This window comes from Amycolatopsis plumensis, assembly GCF_042652605.1.
GTDB lineage: Bacteria > Actinomycetota > Actinomycetes > Mycobacteriales > Pseudonocardiaceae > Amycolatopsis > Amycolatopsis plumensis.
In genome coordinates this window covers 8893018-8907663 of sequence record NZ_JBHSJY010000001.1, presented here as the reverse complement: position 1 = coordinate 8907663, position 14646 = coordinate 8893018, and the positions used below count along the sequence as shown (strand labels likewise).

Sequence of the window (14646 nt, the reverse complement as noted above, 5' to 3'; positions counted from 1 at the left end):
GCTACTTCTCCTGCGCGGCGGCCAGGATCGGGACGAAGTGGGCGCACACCACCGGTTGGCGTTGCCCGGCGGCGGAGATCAGGATCTCGATGGCGTCGCGCAGGCAGGTGCGGACGGCGTGGTGGCTGGGGCGGCGCGTCGGGTGGTGGTGGACGACGACGGGGTCGAGGTGCCGCTGACGTTCGCGGTGTTCGCCGGCCTGGTCGCGTTCTTCGACGCTGGAAAGGGTGGCGACGAAGCCGATGTCGGGCTGGAAGGCGACGTGTAGACGGGCCCAGGGCAGCCAGCCGTCACCGGCCGGCCGGCCGAGGTTCCAGTACGCGGTCGCGGTGTGGCCTTCCCGGCGCACGACCGGGTCGGGATGCGGGTCGATCGCCGAGACGATGATCGGGTCGGCCGGTGCTGCGGGATCGGCGTCGTGCGGTCGGATGTCGGTTTTGTGGATGGTGAACCCTGAGCCGGGGCGTTCGCCGGCGATGGCCACGTACATGCCTTGGTCTTGCACGACCGTGCCCAGCTGCTTGTTCCCGTCGTAGTCGAACTCGACGCGGTCGCCTTCGGTGTAGCGGTGCTGGAGCATGGGCAGCCACCCCGCGGGGACCAGGTGGGCGGGGATGAGGGCCTTTTCCAGGTCGGTGCTGTCGGGTTGGCGCTGCCAGAGCCAGGTGAGCCTCGATGCGGCGTCGGGTTCGGACGGTGTGGTGTCGGGCATGACAGGGTCCCTTCGGTCAGCGGGCGCCCGGCTGCGGCCGGTGTCGGGGCGCTGGGCGGTCGGTGAGGATGCGGGGGTTTTCGCGGCCGGCGGCGATGCCGTCGCGGATGGTGGTGGTCAGTTCGTGCCAGGTGAAGTCGGCGACGCCGAGGTGCCGGCGGGCGGCGTCGGTGAGGTAGTGGGTGATCGCGGCGGCGCTGATCCAGCCGTTGCCCAGCAGTTCCCCGAGGGCCGCGGCGGCGGCGTAGACGGCGATGTGGCGGTGGCCTTCGGTGGCGGTGGCGACGTTGCGGCACTCAGCGGACAGGGCGGCCTGGACGTAGGCGGTGACCCGGCGGCTGGTCGCCGGCAGCACCGGGACCACGGCGGGGCGAGGCGGCGGCGGTGGCGGGGTGAGGGCGGTGACCAGCCAGCCCGGCAGGTCAGCGACGGGCAGGTCCCAGGTGACGGCGTACGGGACCGGCACACCTTTGACGACGGCGATGGATCCCGGGGCGGTGATGAGTGCGCCGGGGCCGCGGGTGTCGACGTGCCAGCCGAGCCCGCGCCCGCGACCCCCGACGGTGCTGCGCAGCTGCGACCCGGGCGGCCGGTGAAAGTACCGGTGCTCGCCCCCGCGCGGGGTTGAGACGGTGAACGTGTCGACCGGGTCCGGTTCGCCGGCCTGCTGCGCCAGCTGGGCTAGGACGTCGCGGCCGTGGCGGACGCCTCGGCGGCCCCACGGAATGGGGATCGGCCCGTGGGCGGCGTCGAGGTCGAGCACCAGCAGCCCGGCTGGCCCGCAGGCGATCCCGACGTTGCACAACGGGTGGCGGCGCCACCAGCGGCGGATGCGGTCGGGATCGCAGGTCGCCCGTTGCTGCCAGTGGGGAATGGCGGGCCGCTTCCCCCGCGGAACGAGCGGGAACACCGGCCACCCGCGCCCGGCGGCGTCCAATGCGGCGCCGAGCAGGCCGTTGGCGCCGGCGACGAGTGCGACCGCCGCGGTTGTCGTGGGCGTGCTCATGGCACCAGCTCGGCGGCGATCGGGGCGGGGACGGGGTCGATGACCATGGCGGCGGCGTTGTCGGTGCTACGGAAGTACCGTGCGGCGAGCGTCAGCCGGTTCGCGCAGGCGGCCGGGTCGCTGAACGTGCGGAGCCCGCGGACGAGCGAGGCGTGGGGCACGTGCTGGTGGACGCCGTCGCAGGTCAGCAGCAACCGGCGGCGCGGGCCGGTGGTGGTGACGCGGCCGACGGTGTCGTCTTCGGCGGTGGCGACGGAGGTGGTGACGGCGTGGTCCTGCCCGGCGGCCAGATCCTCGAGATCGGCGGGTCGGCCGCGGTAGCGCTCGGCGAGGGTGTCGCGCAGCTGCTGGCCGGTGGTGTGGTCGACCGTCAGCTGGGTGAGGACGTCGGTGTCGGCGTCATATTCGTAGGCGCGGCAGTCTCCGGCCCACGCGATGTCCCAGCCATCGCCTCGTTCGGGCGGGATTGGGGTGGCGACGACCATGACGGTGTCGCCGTCGTGGACGGCGGCGAGGGTGGCGGTGGCGGCGAGCAGCCCGGCGACCGCTCCGCGGTCGGCGGCGGCGTAGGCGGCGGTGGCCGCAGCACTGCCGGCGGCGTAAGCGGCCAGCGGGTTGTCGCCGATGCCGTCGGCGAGGGCCCAGCCGTGGCGGGTGCCGGTGATGGACCCGTGGGTGCCGGTGGCGTCGGCCTGGTGGGCGCGGCCGCCGATGTGCAGGGCCGTGCCGGGCAGGTAGGCCGGGTGTTCGGCGGCGTAGCGGCGGTGGTGGCGGGCCAGAGCGCGGGCGTCGCTGGGGGACTCGGCGATCTCGGCCCAGCCGCAGCGGCAGGTGGCATGCGTCCAGGCCGGGCCGGACGGGAGCGGGGCGTGCGGCCAGACGGGGTGGTGTGCGGCGGCGTAGGTGCCGGTGCGGTGGATGTGGTCGAAGACCGGCGGCAGGTGCGGATGCATCGAGAAAACTCCGTTCACGCACGGATCCGGTGCTGAGCCCGGGGCGGAGGCGAGGACGAGGCGGCACCGGGGCGGGCCCGGCGACGCAGTTCGCGGGCCCGCCCCGGCGAGGAATCGGGTGCGGTGGTGTCCGGGCGCCTAGATCGCGGCGCCGGTCAGTTCCGCCCCGACCTCGGTGTCCGGCTGGATCGGTGCTTCGTCGCTGGTGAGGTCGTCACCGGTGGCCTCGGTCGCTGTCTCGTTGCGGTCGTCGGTGTCCGGGGCGTCGTCTTCGTCGCCCTCGGCGTCCTCGTCGAGGTCGTGCAGGTCGGCGACGATGTCGGGCCCGCCGTCACAATCGGAGTCGTCGGCCAGGTCAATGTCGGCGTCCTCGCCCGGCTCGCGGCCGTGCACGTCGCTGTCGTCGCGCTCGCCGCCCTCGGTGGTCACTCCGCCGTCGCTGATGGCCGGTGTGTCGAGGTCGCCGAGCTGGGCGGCGAGGACGTCCCGCTCGGTTTCCGGGTCGAGCACCTTCCGCTCGACGTCGGAGGCCGGGTAGCCCCAGCGGATGATCGCGGCCATGTACGCCTTCGCCGAGCCCCACGGGGTACGCCAGGGGGTGCGGGGGCGGGAGAAGTCGGACTCGATCGCGCAGAGGGTGAGGAACAGGTCGTAGAGGGTGGCCTTCCCCGGTGTGGGAGCCTTGGCGACCTTGTCGGTCAAGTCGGCGAGAGTGGCTCCGACCGGCAGGCCGAGCAGCTTCATCGCGAGCGGGTGGTTGCGTTCGAAGGCGCGGCGCAGCTCGTAGCCGCCTTCGGCCTTCTGCAGCGCCAGGAACAGCTGTGCGCCCTGCGGCGCGGTCTTGCGCTGCACCAGCCCGGCCAGCCATTCCCGCCGCGGTGCTTCGGAGGCGTCCCAGTCCTTGTTGTTCTGGATCACCCACTTGCGGATGATTCCCGCCTTCCTCCGCTCGAGTTCCGCGGTGGCCTGCGCGGCGCGGGCGGCCGCGACCTCGTCGTCCTCGCTGGTCGCGGCCAGCGCGTCGGGGTTGTCGAGGTGGACGGCCTCACCGGAGGCGCCTGCGTTTGTGGGGCTGGTGGCCACGGGAGTGAAGTCCGCGCGGCCGGCCGGGGCGTAGCTGAGGGCGTGCCCGTGGGCCAGGAAGTCGGCGCAGCCGTAGACGGGCACCGGGATCCGCTTGTTGTCCTGGTCGTATTCCTCCTCGATCCAGGCACCGTGGCCGGAGCAGGACGCGTGCTCCTCGGCGGTCAGTTCGGTGTGGGGCTCGTGCTCGGGGGTGGGGCGCAGCCGGTCGAGCGTGCGGGCATCTCCGTCGTAGGTGGAGAGGCCGTTGTCGAAGATCGTGACCCCGGCGTTGGTCAGTTCCTCGGTGAGGTCTTCCGTCAGCGCGGCGAAACGCTGGTTTTCGGCGCTTTCGGCGCGCTTGCGCTCGGCGACCATGGCGAAGTTGTTCGGCGCCTCGCGCGCGATGCGGATGAGTTCCTTCGCGGTGTCGAGGTCACCGGCTTCGTCGAACTCGGCGACCACCGCGGCCTGCAGGAGGTCCAGCTGGAACCGCTCGGTGGCCTTGATGGCCAGCTCGCTGCGTCCGGCCTGCAGGACGTTCTCGACGTAGGCTTTGCCCTTCTTGCCCAGCGCCAGCTTGCGGGCGATACCGGTGGGGGTGAGGTTGAACGCGGCGAGCTGCTGGATGCCGCGGGCCTTGTCGCCCAGGGTGAGCCCGACGCGGATGTCGTTCTCGATGAACTGGTTGACGATCCGCTCGATGGTGGCCTTGCGTTCGTCGGCCATCGGCGGGGTCTTCATCCAGACCGGCACCGTGCAGCCGGCTTCGCGGGCGTTGAGGACGCGGCGCTGGCCTTCGGTGACCACGATGGCGCCGGTGTCGTAGTCGCGGTAGCCGTTGGTGGCCGTCTTCACGCCGTGGGTCTTGAGGTTCGCCGTCGTTTCCTCGTCGGCTTCGGCGTTGTCGGTGCGCACGTTCTCCGCGAGCAGCACCGTGTGCGGGTCGACGTGCTTGACGGTGTCGACCTCGGCGTCCCATCGGGCGTGCAGCACCGCGCGCTCCTCTTCGGACAGCTCGTCGAGCGGGGTGTCGCCGACATCTTCGGACTCCGCGTCGTCGATGACGGGCGGCTCGATGGCGGCGCTGTCGAGGTCGGAGGGCGTGAGTTCGGTGCCCGGCGTGGGGGTGGGGTCGTCGGTGTCGCGCTGGGTCGGCAGATCCATCGTGCTGGTCACGAAGGGCTCCTTCACACGGGCCGGCCGGCCACCGCCTATCTCGGTGACCGGCCACGAACCCCGCACCGCTCGTTCTCTACCGCCGTGACGCGGTGGAGAACGAGCGGAGTGCGGGTGTCCCGGTCGGGACGCACTCGGCCAAGCGGGGCCGCCCGCGTCGGCGACAAGCCCGCCCCGGCCTGCTCATCCGCAGCCGAGAACCGTGAACGGGCGGACTTGCGCCGACGCCAGGCTCCGCTAGAGTGCGTCGGCCCGACCGGAACACCTGCACCCGCTTTTTCGGCGCTGCAACAGCTTCCTCACGATCCCTCTCCGGGTGTCGTGGAAGGTGAATGGCTCGGCGCCGGCGCGCGAGAATCAGCTCGATATCCCCGATATTGGGGTGTGGCCGCGAGAGGCCGCTGTTGCGGATGGCCGCACGCACCCGGTCACGAGTCTCGTGCGAGGTCGTCGAGTTCAGGCCGTGCAAGCCCGGAGTCGCCGACGCTGAGGTCGGCGCGGACGTCGACGATCCCGGGTTGCTGGTCGGAGAAGGTGACTACGCGGGTAAGGGCCTGCACGAGCGCGTCCTTCCGGGAGAGAAACGGAATTGCGGTCAAAGAGAGGACCGGATCGGCTGGCGTGGGCTCCGACGCTGCGTGGACGGTCAGTGGTCAATCGAGGAGACGCGGTTGCCGAGCAGCGCGGCGAGCGCGAGAGCGTGCTCGAGCCTGGCGTCGATGCTGAAGCGCACTCGCCGCTGACGGTCACGCCAGATCGGCTGCAGCACCTGCGCCGATGTTATGTCAACGGATGAGGTGTCGCAGCTGCGTCTGTGTCGCCGAACCCTAGTCAAGCCAGTGGCCGTTGGCCAGACGTAGCTTCGCGGCGCGGGCTGACCAACTCCGCGGAGGAGGGGCAGCTCGGTCTCCACGTAGACCGTTCGAATACTCGTCGGCTCCGGAGCCTCAGCCCGGAGCAGCCGGATCATCGTGCTGGCAGTCAGGACCACGGAAGTGGACACCTGCGTCATCGGCGTCTGGACCAAGATGTCCGACCAGAGCCGGGCTCACGGCCCAGCGGGACCACCCCGCGGCTACGGGGGTGGAGTCGAACCGGACCGACTTGAACCAAGCCGACCTGGACGTCGTCACCATCAAGACCTGTTTGTGAGAGTCCACATCGCGATGATCGAGCAGACACGTCTGGATTACTCCACACCGTGCGGTGGGGGACGTGTAACGCCTCGCCACCAGCGCTCGACTACCGGATGGAGTCTGGAGATGCGAGGACTCGAGTGTAGGGCGCGGAGGTGCTCTACATTTGAGTAGATGCCGTACCACAAGTGCACCGATGGAGCAGATTGTGTCTAAGCCTCACTTTAAGTACAACTTGAGAGCTCTCAATGTCTCACCTCAACGATTTCCGGATTTCATTGAGCGATGCTTAACATTTGCTGGCGCCCAAGAGTTGGCGTCACACTTAAGTCAGACCAAGGCCGGTGATTACGTTGTGGCAGCGGCACTTAGGCTCTTAGATTTTGCAGCGTTGCTTGACTCAATCAATACAGGAGGCTACGAAGGCGGTCTCTGTGTCAAGTTGAGCGACGGTATCGGCAAGTCGGTTCTCTTTTCATTCCCGTTAATTGGAGGAGACGTTCGCAGGTTGAACGTCAGTCTCATGGCCACGGAAATAAGTCGTCCAATACTCTCGAGTCTGGCCAACTCGCCGGCCGGACGGCAACTTTCAGTGAAACTCATGACTGGCGACTGGGATTGGGCGTCGAGAATCTATCTAGACTCCTTGCGAACGGAGGAAACGGGCCGGAACCTAACCTTCCTGGCGAATTCGCCAGGCGGGCAAGAACTGGCACGTGCATTGGCCGCCACGGATGGCGGTGTTACTTTCCTTCGGATGTTGTTAGGAGACCGAAGGTTCGTTGGACTTGGAGCGGAACTGCTCAAATCAGATGAGCGTAGGCGCTTCCTTGTTGATTTTTGTGGAACCCCGGCTGTTGTAGGGTTTGTAGAACGGCTTGTCGCCAGAGACGATGCGTCTGAACTAATGCACGACGTCCTCGACTCAAGGTATGTATCCGACATCCTGAGCCCCTTGCTGGCAAACGGTGGTTTGCAGTCGCTACTTGACGACTTGAGCGACAGTGCACGCAGGAGTTCCACGGCGCGAAAGATTGCCGATCTCCTCGCCGAGGATATCGACGATGAGGTGAGACTCGCCTTCGGTCAAGCATTGTTGGCGACCTTCTTCCCCTCGGTCATGGCGATCTGGCTGGCGGGGTTAGGCGTGGTAGTCACAGTGCAGGTGGTTTACCTTGCGGCGGTGATAGCCGTGACCGATCGTGACGACGTCTCCAATGGTGTTGCAGAAACGGATAGCAATGAAGAGGACTTATGGATTCCACACGCCGCCGGTGACCGACCTCCGCCGGACTCGGACACTTGGCGGAAGGTAATCGGCGCAAGACTCGACGAGCGCGGAGCGCCTTCTGTCAGTCCAGCTGACCTGGAAAATAATGAACTGCTGGCGGGTGCGATTTACCGGTTCCTTGCAACAAAGAATGTGGGTCGTCCGTCGTCTTCACACCAGGATAAGGTTCTACTCCAACTCCTGGTTGACTGGTACCTAAGGGGTGAGAGCGACGTTGAGCTTAGCCAAGGTCAACGGCTGCACCGCATGGTAAATCTCCTATACGCAGACCTGGCAGACCGGGCCGGACTCGGTGAAGATCAGATCTTGGATACCCGTCAACAACTGGCAGATCAGACGGGCATGCCTGTAGACGAGGTAATGATCGTCGATTTAGCTCGGAGCATCGCCGAAAACGCAGGTTTGCCATTCGATGACGATAGTGGATCGCCCCAAGATGAGCCTCCCGCTTGGCTCGGCGCGGTCGAACGTGCCGTACAAGCAGCAGTTAAGGGTTCTACAAGAGATCGCTGGGTCCAGCGGCTTGACGGCCTATTGGTTAACTTGGCAGCGTCTGGCATCGGAGGCGCCATCGGGGCTGCTGTAAGCGCTTTGATGGGACTAGCCCCTTACGAGGAGGCTCAGATTTTCGAGATCGACGCAAGGGTCGCTTATGAACTCCCGCGTTGGCGCCAATCTATCATAAACGAAGACTCGAACGACACGTGGACGCAGGAAGATGAGTTGGCGCTTATATTCGCGATTCATGCGTTGAGTGTTATCACGATATGTGGAGCTTATGCTCGCCGCGACGCCCCAGCCGCTAAAGCGGAAGTCGAGATGTTCACGCCACCTCTCCGATTGAACACGGAGTTCGTGAAGGTGGCAGCCGAGAACATGGGAATGAACGTTTTCCACACTGGCTAGGTTGGGAGCGCACCGCGGCGGTGTTCGCACAGTGGGGGAAAGATCTCGACGATCTACGATTCTGTCCCAGCTGGGGCGATGGCGTCGACGCCGGCCTGCCACCGGCTCCAGCGCCGCCCGGCTTGCCGAGCTTTGAAGTGCGCGATGTTGTTGGCCGGGATCCCCACCGGTGTCGGCCCGAGGGCCGCCAGCAGGTCGGACTCCTCTTGCGAGTGCCAGCCCGCCGCGGCGATGGACTGCTCGTCGGGGAAATACATCGGCGACACGGTCGACAGTCGAGTCCAATGTGGAGTCCTGGGTGCCGCCGTAGGAGTAGACCCACCAGAAGTTCCGGGGCGGGTTGGGCTCGACCAGTTCGCGGAACGCCGCGACTTCCTTGGTGTAGGCGTAGAACCGGGTGCGTTGCCGGGCCCGCATGATCTCCAGCCAGGCAGTGAGGTAGGCGCTGGAGTAGAAGTCGCCGCTGTCGTGGATCCGCACCCACGCGTCGAGGAAGCGTTTGTGTGATAGTTCATCCAGCATGGCGTGTTGCCAGCCGGGCAGGTCGTCCATGGTCCAGCGCAGGTTCTCTTGGTGGCGTGCTTTCACCTGAGGGAAGAGATAGGTGCCGTTTCTGGCGTACCAGGCTTGCGCGCATACGCCGGCGGAGGGGCACGCGTTGTAGTTGCGGCCATCCGGTAGCTTCCCGGCGAACGCTGGTAGGCACCAGTTCCAGATGCCCAGTCGTTTCAGTTCGCGGTTCTGCCGCAGCAGGGTCATCGTGACCGCCGTCCTCATGCCAATCGATGCATGGGGAGGCCACACCAAGATCCGGTTCTTCCACCGTACACCTGGCTGTGGGACGGCGACGAGAAATGGGCAGCGGCGGAGGGACTGTCCTATAGGGAAAGTGTGGCCGCGGGTAAGCGGTTAGGTCAGCTCGGCGAGTTTGCGGCGGCGGGATGCCCACTCCGACGATGTCCACGAGGATGGCATTTCGGCAAGGCAGTCACGGGCGGCCTGGCCGGCGGCGGCGTGGTCGCCGAGGGCGCCCAGGACGAACGCGCGCTGGCCGAGGAAGAAAGGCGCGGTGTACCAGTAGCCTGAGGGCGGCAGCTCGTCGGCGGGTGGCAGGCGCTCGATCATGCCGTCGGTGTCGGACAGCAGCCGAACCGCCTCGGCGTCTTCGTGGCGCTGGGCGAGGATCTCGGCGCGCTGGAAGGTCTCGTAGGTGCGCAAGCCGAGGTGAACCCGCGTGTCGCGACGAGCGGCGTCGGACAACGCGTCGGCGGTGCTGAATTTCCGGCGCCGGATGGCTCGGTAGGCCGAGAACGACAGCGCGGTGGACAGTCGCAGCGGATCGTCGACCGCTAGCGCCAGCACGGCCGCGCGGTCAAGGTGCGCTCCGGCCAGCCTCCACTGCTTGCCGGGAATGGCCAGCCAGCTCCGGTACTGCTCCAGCTCCGACAGCAGCCCGACCGCCACCGACCGGACGCTCGCGCGTGCTTCGTCGGCGGACTGCTCGACCACCCGCACCTGGGCATCCACCATCGGGATCACGTGCTCGGCGCCGGCGTCGTCTTCGAGCCGGCGCACGACGGTCAGGACGTCGGCGAGCGTGCCGAAGGCGGCCTGGTCGACGGAACGGGGATGGTCCAGCAACGCGGTGACCCGGTCGCGCTCGGCCTCGCCCGGTAGGTCGTCGCGGGCGTCCCAGAGGGTCCACAACGGTTCCAGCGGCGAGCCGTAGAGCGCCTCGACCGCGACGCCGAGGGCGGTGGCGTAGGCGGCCACGTGCTCGGGTTTGACGACGCGTTCACCGGCCTCTAGCTGCCAGAGGTAGGTCTTGCTGTAGTGAGTCCTGGCCGCCATGGACGACAGACTGACCCCCGGCGGCGTCCCGCGCCATCCGCATCCGCACGTCCAGCTGACTCATCGCCTGCCCTGCCTTCTCATTGGCTCGCGCCGACATGCACCTATCACTGTCAGTAACCATTAGTTTACGGGGACACCGGTGTGGTCGGTCAGCGCGCGGAACCGCCCGCCGCTCACGCTGGGGCTGCGGAGGCGGCGGAGGAGCGGATCGGCCGTAGAGCCAGGTCATCGACGTGGCCAGCCACTTGGTGGCGGTCCCCGCGTCGGCGGCGGACAACATCGCGTCGCCCCGCGCGATCAGCGCTGCGTCCGCCGGATCCCGCCTGAGGAGCTGTCCGATGACGGTTTCGGCGTCAGCGCCGATATCCGCGTCGTCGATGACGAGCAGCAGATCCGGGCTGTCGAGGTAGGTCGGTGCGGCGGTACGGCGACTGGAGTCGGTCATCGTCGTCCTCCCGTAGTCGGTTTACGTGGCACGGAGCGGCTGGCAGTCTTGGTGGTCGCGGCGCTGTCGCGTCGGTGTGGTTGGCAGGTCGGTGGAGAGGATCGCCGTGGTACCGGCTGTGTCAGCGGCAGGTGCGGGCGCCGGCATTAGAGGATGCCGGTGTCGTAGGCGATGGCGACGGCGTGCGCGCGGTTGCGGGCTTCCAGCTTGAAGAAGATGTTCTTCATGTGGGTGCGGATGGTTTCGGCCGAGCGAAATTGCTTCACTCCGATCTGGATGTTGTTCAGTCCGTGTGCGACGTCGTGGAGGACTTCTCGTTCGGTGGCGGTTAGTGCAGTCGTGCGGGGCATGGTCGGACCTCCGAGGACGTGTGGTGAAGGCGAGGGGTTGGCCAGGTCAGCGCGGCGCGTGCGCTGACCCGGCCAACCCCGAACCGGGGTTCGGCCGACCGGGGGGACGGCGTGGCCGAACTCGGGGATTCCCGGTTCATTCAGGTGGCTTCGCGCGGGATGGGGTGCGGACGACCCACCGACATCCAGGTCCCGCCGCGGCACCGGTCAAGGCCCCGTCCTGCGGGCGCGTGGTCGACCTCCCCGGAGGGCCTTGACCGGTGCCGCCGGGCCTGGTCGCGTGATGGAGGCCGCGCGCCAACCCGCGAGGTCACGCGTGGTCGAGAACCATGACACCGCCCGCTGCCTGGCGATCCGCCGTCCACGCGATCAGAGCGTCGGCAGCGTCGTGGACGGAGCTGTAGCAGGGCTGCTCGTCGGAGGGCAGGTCGGGACGCAGCACGGATCCGGTGCAGGTGCGGGGCTCGTAGCGATCGAAGTGTCCGGTGGTGACGTAGTGGACGGTGCCGAGGACGCGGCCGCCGACCCGCACCGGCCAGAGGTGATCGAACCGGTAAGCGGCACGGGCTGGTGCCGTGTGGGGGTGGTGTTCGGGGTGGCGGTAGGCGGCCCACCAGTTGGTGACGGAGCAGTCGATGACCTGGTCGCCGGCGTCGACGATCGCGGTGACCGCGTCGCGGGCCAGCGCCGGGCCGATGAGGTCGGCCAGCACCGTGAACGCATCCCGCGCCGCATCGATCGTGGCCAGCACCGGTGCGGGCTGTTCTCGCAGCGCCGCCGCGTTCAGGTGCCCGAGTTCGGTGTTGCGGTCGGCGTAGGCACGTTCGTCGGTGAACCCACGGATCCAGCGGGGGGCCCAGGGCGTCGAGGCAGGCGATGCAGTCGTGGCAGCGGTAGACGCTCGGGCGGGACACGGCGATGGAGATGCCGTGTCCGGAGTTCGTGCAGCCGTCGGTGCCGCACACGGCAGCGGCGGAAAGGTGCTGGTGCCCATGGCGATAGTCCTTTCGTAAACCGGAAAGAAAGCGAAGGGTGGGGACCGGCGGCAGCTCAGACGGTCGCGAGGACCTTGTGCAGGGTGGTGGTCGTGGCGCGGTCGTGCTTGGCCAGCTCGCCCTTCAACACCCGGGTCATGTTCCGTTCGGCGCGGGTGGCGCCGTGGATGACGGCTTCGTGGTGCAGGTGGGTGTTGACGGCCTGGACCACGCCCCAGCCGGTGTTCTTCCAGGGGCTGACGCGGCTGTCGCTAGTCCATAGCCGGGTGAGTGCGGAGCGTTTGGTGGCGGCGTTGGTGCGTGCGCGGCCCGGCTCGTCGGGGATCGGAGTGTGAGCGTCCAGGAACGCTTTCCAGGCCCGGTCGGTGACGGTGGTCTGACAGAGCTTCTTGACTTCGGCGGCGAAGTCGTCGGAGACGGTGTGCACGATCTGCAGCGCCTCGCGGGCGTTGAGCAGTTGCAGGTTGCTGTTGCGCTTGTGGACGATCGCGTGGTCCTGGCCGTCCTCGCGTAGGCCGATGTTCATGGTGTTGTCGCAGACGACGTTGGTGACCACCCGCTTGTAGCGGGTTTTCAGACTGGCGTCGTGGCTGGAACAGGCCAGCAGGTTCGGCCGGAACTCGACGCCTTCGGGGGTGACGATGTTGTCGGGGACTTCGACGCTGACCCAGGCTTGCCTACGTCCGCGCAGCAGTCCGGCGGAGCCGATGCTGAGGCCGTCGTCGAGCAGGGCGGCGACGTTGTCCAGCAGCCAGGTGTCGTACTGGTGGATGCCGTATTCGTCGGTGTGGATGGCGAGAATGTCGCCGGTGTCGGAGGTGGTGACGCCCAGGTGGTGCTCGGCGAGGCGAAGCCCGAACCGGTCCTCAACGAACACCCGGGCCGGCTCGGCGGTCCAGCCGAACAGGCGCCGTTTGACCTCGGCGATGGGGATCGGGCCGGGGTAGTGGTTGGGCTCGGCGCCTTGGTCTTCGGCGCGGTAGTGCCAGGCGTGGCCGCGTTTGTCGGTGAATCCGACGAGGACGTTGGTGTTGAGCCACTTGCTGGTTTCCTTGGACACGAGGAAAGCCTCTCTGCGCAACGGGTGCGGGCCTGGTGCCGGAGGCGGCGGGCTCGCGGGTGGACGGCCACGGCTCACCAGGCCGAGCGCCGGCGGTGCACGAGCCCGTCCAGTACGGCGACGTTGCTGTACGAGCTGGTGGCTGTGCACCGCCGGCGCGGGCCTGGTTCCCTCGGCTCGCTCATACCGCGACGGCCGAATGCCGGCCCGCCGGCCCCGCGTGATGCGTCGAGGGCGCGATGGCCGCGCTGAGACGTCATCCAGCTCGGTCCCGTGCTGGAGCAGTGATCCCACTGGAGGCGGCGTGGACGATTCTCAGGCCATTTACCCAGGCTGGGGCGCACAGGAGATGCTCGATGTCGAGCTCGATCGGGCCGTGGCGAGAACGGAGCCGGATGCAGGTTGCGCAGCGGCCGCGCCTGAGCCTGGCCGTGAAGGCGGCGTTCGAGGATCGCCACTTCGCACTGGACGTCCCGGAAGTCCTGCTTGACCTGGATATACCAGGCGAACCGCTCAGGGAAGACGTCGCGGTCGCTGGGCCAGAGGGCGTGGCCGACGCGGAGACATAGACCGCAGTGACTTATGCGGACTGAAAATTTTGTTCACAACGGACCTCAACGAACTGGCTGTCGAAGTTGAAAAACCCCGCTGTTAGCGGACGAGGACGCATGCGTACCGGCGATCGTACATATGCGCCATCAAGCCGGGAATTGGTCGGCAGGGCTCGGCTGGGCACGTCAGTGGCGCAAGAGGCCAATGCAACGAATCATCGTGGCAGTGTAGTCGATATTGCAATGGTTACAGCGAGGCCGGCTAGCCATTGGCAGAAGCAGACTCGCGGTCGCGATGATTGCGTGTCGACCGTGCCATGACCTCTAGTTCCGAGTATAAGCTGGGGCTCCGCAACTCGTCTCTGCGGAGGTTGATGTACGGCATATAGTTCTCCGTCACCGCGAGGATCCTCCCGTCGACCATCCTGGAAACTGTGTCGATATCGAATACGCCACTGTTCACGCCGACGGCAACTACTTCGAGGAAATCAAGATAGTTGCGTACCGGTGCGCGCGCGGCGGGCTTCCTTTCTATGTGTTGTAGGTATGCCTGTACATTCTCTTTGTCTCTGTCGTTCCACGGGAGTGCCATCCTGAATTCCTCCCATTGTCGCGAGGAGGACACCATCGCATCGATCGTGTCTTTCTTTCGCTGTCTACGTCGCTCGTCCTCTAAATTTCTGTCAGCACGGAGCGATTCGCGAGCGGCATGACGAACCTGCATTCCTACGAAGAAGAGAGCGCATACATTGACCGCCGCTGCGACTGCTGCAATGATCAATGTTGCCTACTGGAAGTTACTCATGACTCCTACCCTGAGGACTTTGTTTGAAAATTACAAGGATGGTCGCCTGAAGTTAGGTTCAGGTTGCCGATGGGTAGTCGCAGCGCGGAGCGAGCTGTTACGACCTGACCGTCGTAGCATCATGTGACTGATGTTCGTCTTCCATTCGCCACCCTGCGTAGGCTTACGGTGAGCGACGGGGCTTAGGTGTCGATCTGGTCGCGAGCGCTCACTGATCGATACGAACAGACGTCGCGAAGCAGCGCTCCAAGTCTGAAATTTTCCCTCCGTGTCCAATAGGTCGAGGCGGCATGGATTCGTGAATGTTGCGTTTCGGCACGCGAGAGCGACTGGGGATAGGC

The 14646-nt window shown here is 66.8% G+C and carries 14 protein-coding genes and 1 pseudogene; 2 read left to right on the top strand and 13 right to left on the bottom strand.

The annotated features are described in order from the left end of the window. Window position 1 precedes the first annotated feature (1 nt). The 6 genes from ACFPLC_RS42890 to ACFPLC_RS42865 all read right to left on the bottom strand — a co-directional run bounded on the left by ACFPLC_RS42890 (window position 2) and on the right by ACFPLC_RS42865 (window position 5681). Window positions 2-712: a hypothetical protein gene (locus ACFPLC_RS42890; RefSeq protein ID WP_378194857.1), complete on the bottom strand. Its 711-nt coding sequence runs from the start codon at window positions 710-712 to the stop codon at window positions 2-4. Between the two features lie 16 nt (window positions 713-728). Next, window positions 729-1718 carry a bifunctional DNA primase/polymerase gene (locus tag ACFPLC_RS42885; RefSeq protein WP_378194854.1) on the bottom strand — a complete coding sequence of 330 codons (990 nt, stop codon included), beginning with the start codon at window positions 1716-1718 and terminating at the stop codon, window positions 729-731. Next, window positions 1715-2671, bottom strand: coding sequence for a PP2C family protein-serine/threonine phosphatase (locus tag ACFPLC_RS42880; protein ID WP_378194851.1), 957 nt, complete (start codon window positions 2669-2671; stop codon window positions 1715-1717). Before ACFPLC_RS42880 ends, ACFPLC_RS42885 begins: the two co-directional genes overlap by 4 nt. A gap of 138 nt (window positions 2672-2809) precedes the next feature. Next, on the bottom strand, window positions 2810-4912 hold the full coding sequence (locus ACFPLC_RS42875) for a hypothetical protein (protein ID WP_378194848.1): 2103 nt from the start codon (window positions 4910-4912) through the stop codon (window positions 2810-2812). 428 nt (window positions 4913-5340) lie between these two features. After that, window positions 5341-5511, bottom strand: coding sequence for a hypothetical protein (locus tag ACFPLC_RS42870; protein WP_378194845.1), 171 nt, complete (start codon window positions 5509-5511; stop codon window positions 5341-5343). A 47-nt stretch (window positions 5512-5558) separates the two neighbouring features. Further along, on the bottom strand, window positions 5559-5681 hold the full coding sequence (locus ACFPLC_RS42865) for a hypothetical protein (protein WP_378194842.1): 123 nt from the start codon (window positions 5679-5681) through the stop codon (window positions 5559-5561). A gap of 563 nt (window positions 5682-6244) precedes the next feature. Here ACFPLC_RS42865 and ACFPLC_RS42860 point away from each other — a divergent pair. Continuing rightward, on the top strand, window positions 6245-8245 hold the full coding sequence (locus ACFPLC_RS42860; protein WP_378194839.1) for a hypothetical protein: 2001 nt from the start codon (window positions 6245-6247) through the stop codon (window positions 8243-8245). 53 nt (window positions 8246-8298) lie between these two features. Here the strand turns inward: ACFPLC_RS42860 and ACFPLC_RS47550 are convergent. The 6 genes and pseudogenes from ACFPLC_RS47550 to ACFPLC_RS42825 form a co-directional block, all read right to left on the bottom strand. Next, window positions 8299-9004 (bottom strand): annotated as a pseudogene (locus ACFPLC_RS47550) (GP88 family protein). A 150-nt stretch (window positions 9005-9154) separates the two neighbouring features. Next, on the bottom strand, window positions 9155-10096 hold the full coding sequence (locus ACFPLC_RS42845) for a helix-turn-helix domain-containing protein (RefSeq protein ID WP_378194833.1): 942 nt from the start codon (window positions 10094-10096) through the stop codon (window positions 9155-9157). Then, a complete protein-coding gene (locus tag ACFPLC_RS42840) occupies window positions 10041-10544 on the bottom strand; it encodes a hypothetical protein (RefSeq protein WP_378194830.1) in 504 nt (167 codons plus the stop codon). Before ACFPLC_RS42840 ends, ACFPLC_RS42845 begins: the two co-directional genes overlap by 56 nt. Window positions 10545-10690: 146 nt before the next feature. Then, window positions 10691-10894, bottom strand: a complete 204-nt coding sequence (locus tag ACFPLC_RS42835) for a response regulator transcription factor (protein WP_378194827.1) — start codon at window positions 10892-10894, stop codon at window positions 10691-10693. 310 nt (window positions 10895-11204) lie between these two features. After that, the gene (locus ACFPLC_RS42830) at window positions 11205-11888 is read right to left on the bottom strand and encodes a hypothetical protein (RefSeq protein ID WP_378194824.1); all 684 of its coding nucleotides are present in this window, start codon (window positions 11886-11888) and stop codon (window positions 11205-11207) included. Between the two features lie 56 nt (window positions 11889-11944). Next, window positions 11945-12949 carry a DUF932 domain-containing protein gene (locus ACFPLC_RS42825; RefSeq protein ID WP_378194821.1) on the bottom strand — a complete coding sequence of 335 codons (1005 nt, stop codon included), beginning with the start codon at window positions 12947-12949 and terminating at the stop codon, window positions 11945-11947. A 356-nt stretch (window positions 12950-13305) separates the two neighbouring features. Between ACFPLC_RS42825 and ACFPLC_RS42820 the strand changes: the two genes are divergently transcribed. Further along, window positions 13306-13518 (top strand): hypothetical protein, encoded by a 213-nt coding sequence (locus ACFPLC_RS42820; protein ID WP_378194818.1) that lies wholly within the window; start codon window positions 13306-13308, stop codon window positions 13516-13518. 244 nt (window positions 13519-13762) lie between these two features. On the opposite strand, the gene ACFPLC_RS42815 is transcribed toward ACFPLC_RS42820, so the two are convergent. Beyond that, entirely contained in the window at window positions 13763-14281 is a 519-nt protein-coding gene (locus ACFPLC_RS42815; protein ID WP_446681639.1) for a DUF4760 domain-containing protein, read from the bottom strand. Window positions 14282-14646 lie beyond the last annotated feature (365 nt).

Bases quoted from the DNA above. Each gene is read 5' to 3' on its own strand.
- ACFPLC_RS42880 (WP_378194851.1), bottom strand. From the start codon at position 2,671: ATGCATCCGCACCTGCCGCCGGTCTTCGACCACATCCACCGCACCGGC.
- ACFPLC_RS42890 (WP_378194857.1), bottom strand. From the start codon at position 712: ATGCCCGACACCACACCGTCCGAACCCGACGCCGCATCGAGGCTCACC.
- ACFPLC_RS42835 (WP_378194827.1), bottom strand. From the start codon at position 10,894: ATGCCCCGCACGACTGCACTAACCGCCACCGAACGAGAAGTCCTCCAC.
- ACFPLC_RS42830 (WP_378194824.1), bottom strand. From the start codon at position 11,888: ATGGGCACCAGCACCTTTCCGCCGCTGCCGTGTGCGGCACCGACGGCT.
- ACFPLC_RS42860 (WP_378194839.1), top strand. From the start codon at position 6,245: ATGGAGCAGATTGTGTCTAAGCCTCACTTTAAGTACAACTTGAGAGCT.
- ACFPLC_RS42820 (WP_378194818.1), top strand. From the start codon at position 13,306: ATGTCGAGCTCGATCGGGCCGTGGCGAGAACGGAGCCGGATGCAGGTT.
- ACFPLC_RS42840 (WP_378194830.1), bottom strand. From the start codon at position 10,544: ATGACCGACTCCAGTCGCCGTACCGCCGCACCGACCTACCTCGACAGC.
- ACFPLC_RS42845 (WP_378194833.1), bottom strand. From the start codon at position 10,096: ATGGCGGCCAGGACTCACTACAGCAAGACCTACCTCTGGCAGCTAGAG.
- ACFPLC_RS42885 (WP_378194854.1), bottom strand. From the start codon at position 1,718: ATGAGCACGCCCACGACAACCGCGGCGGTCGCACTCGTCGCCGGCGCC.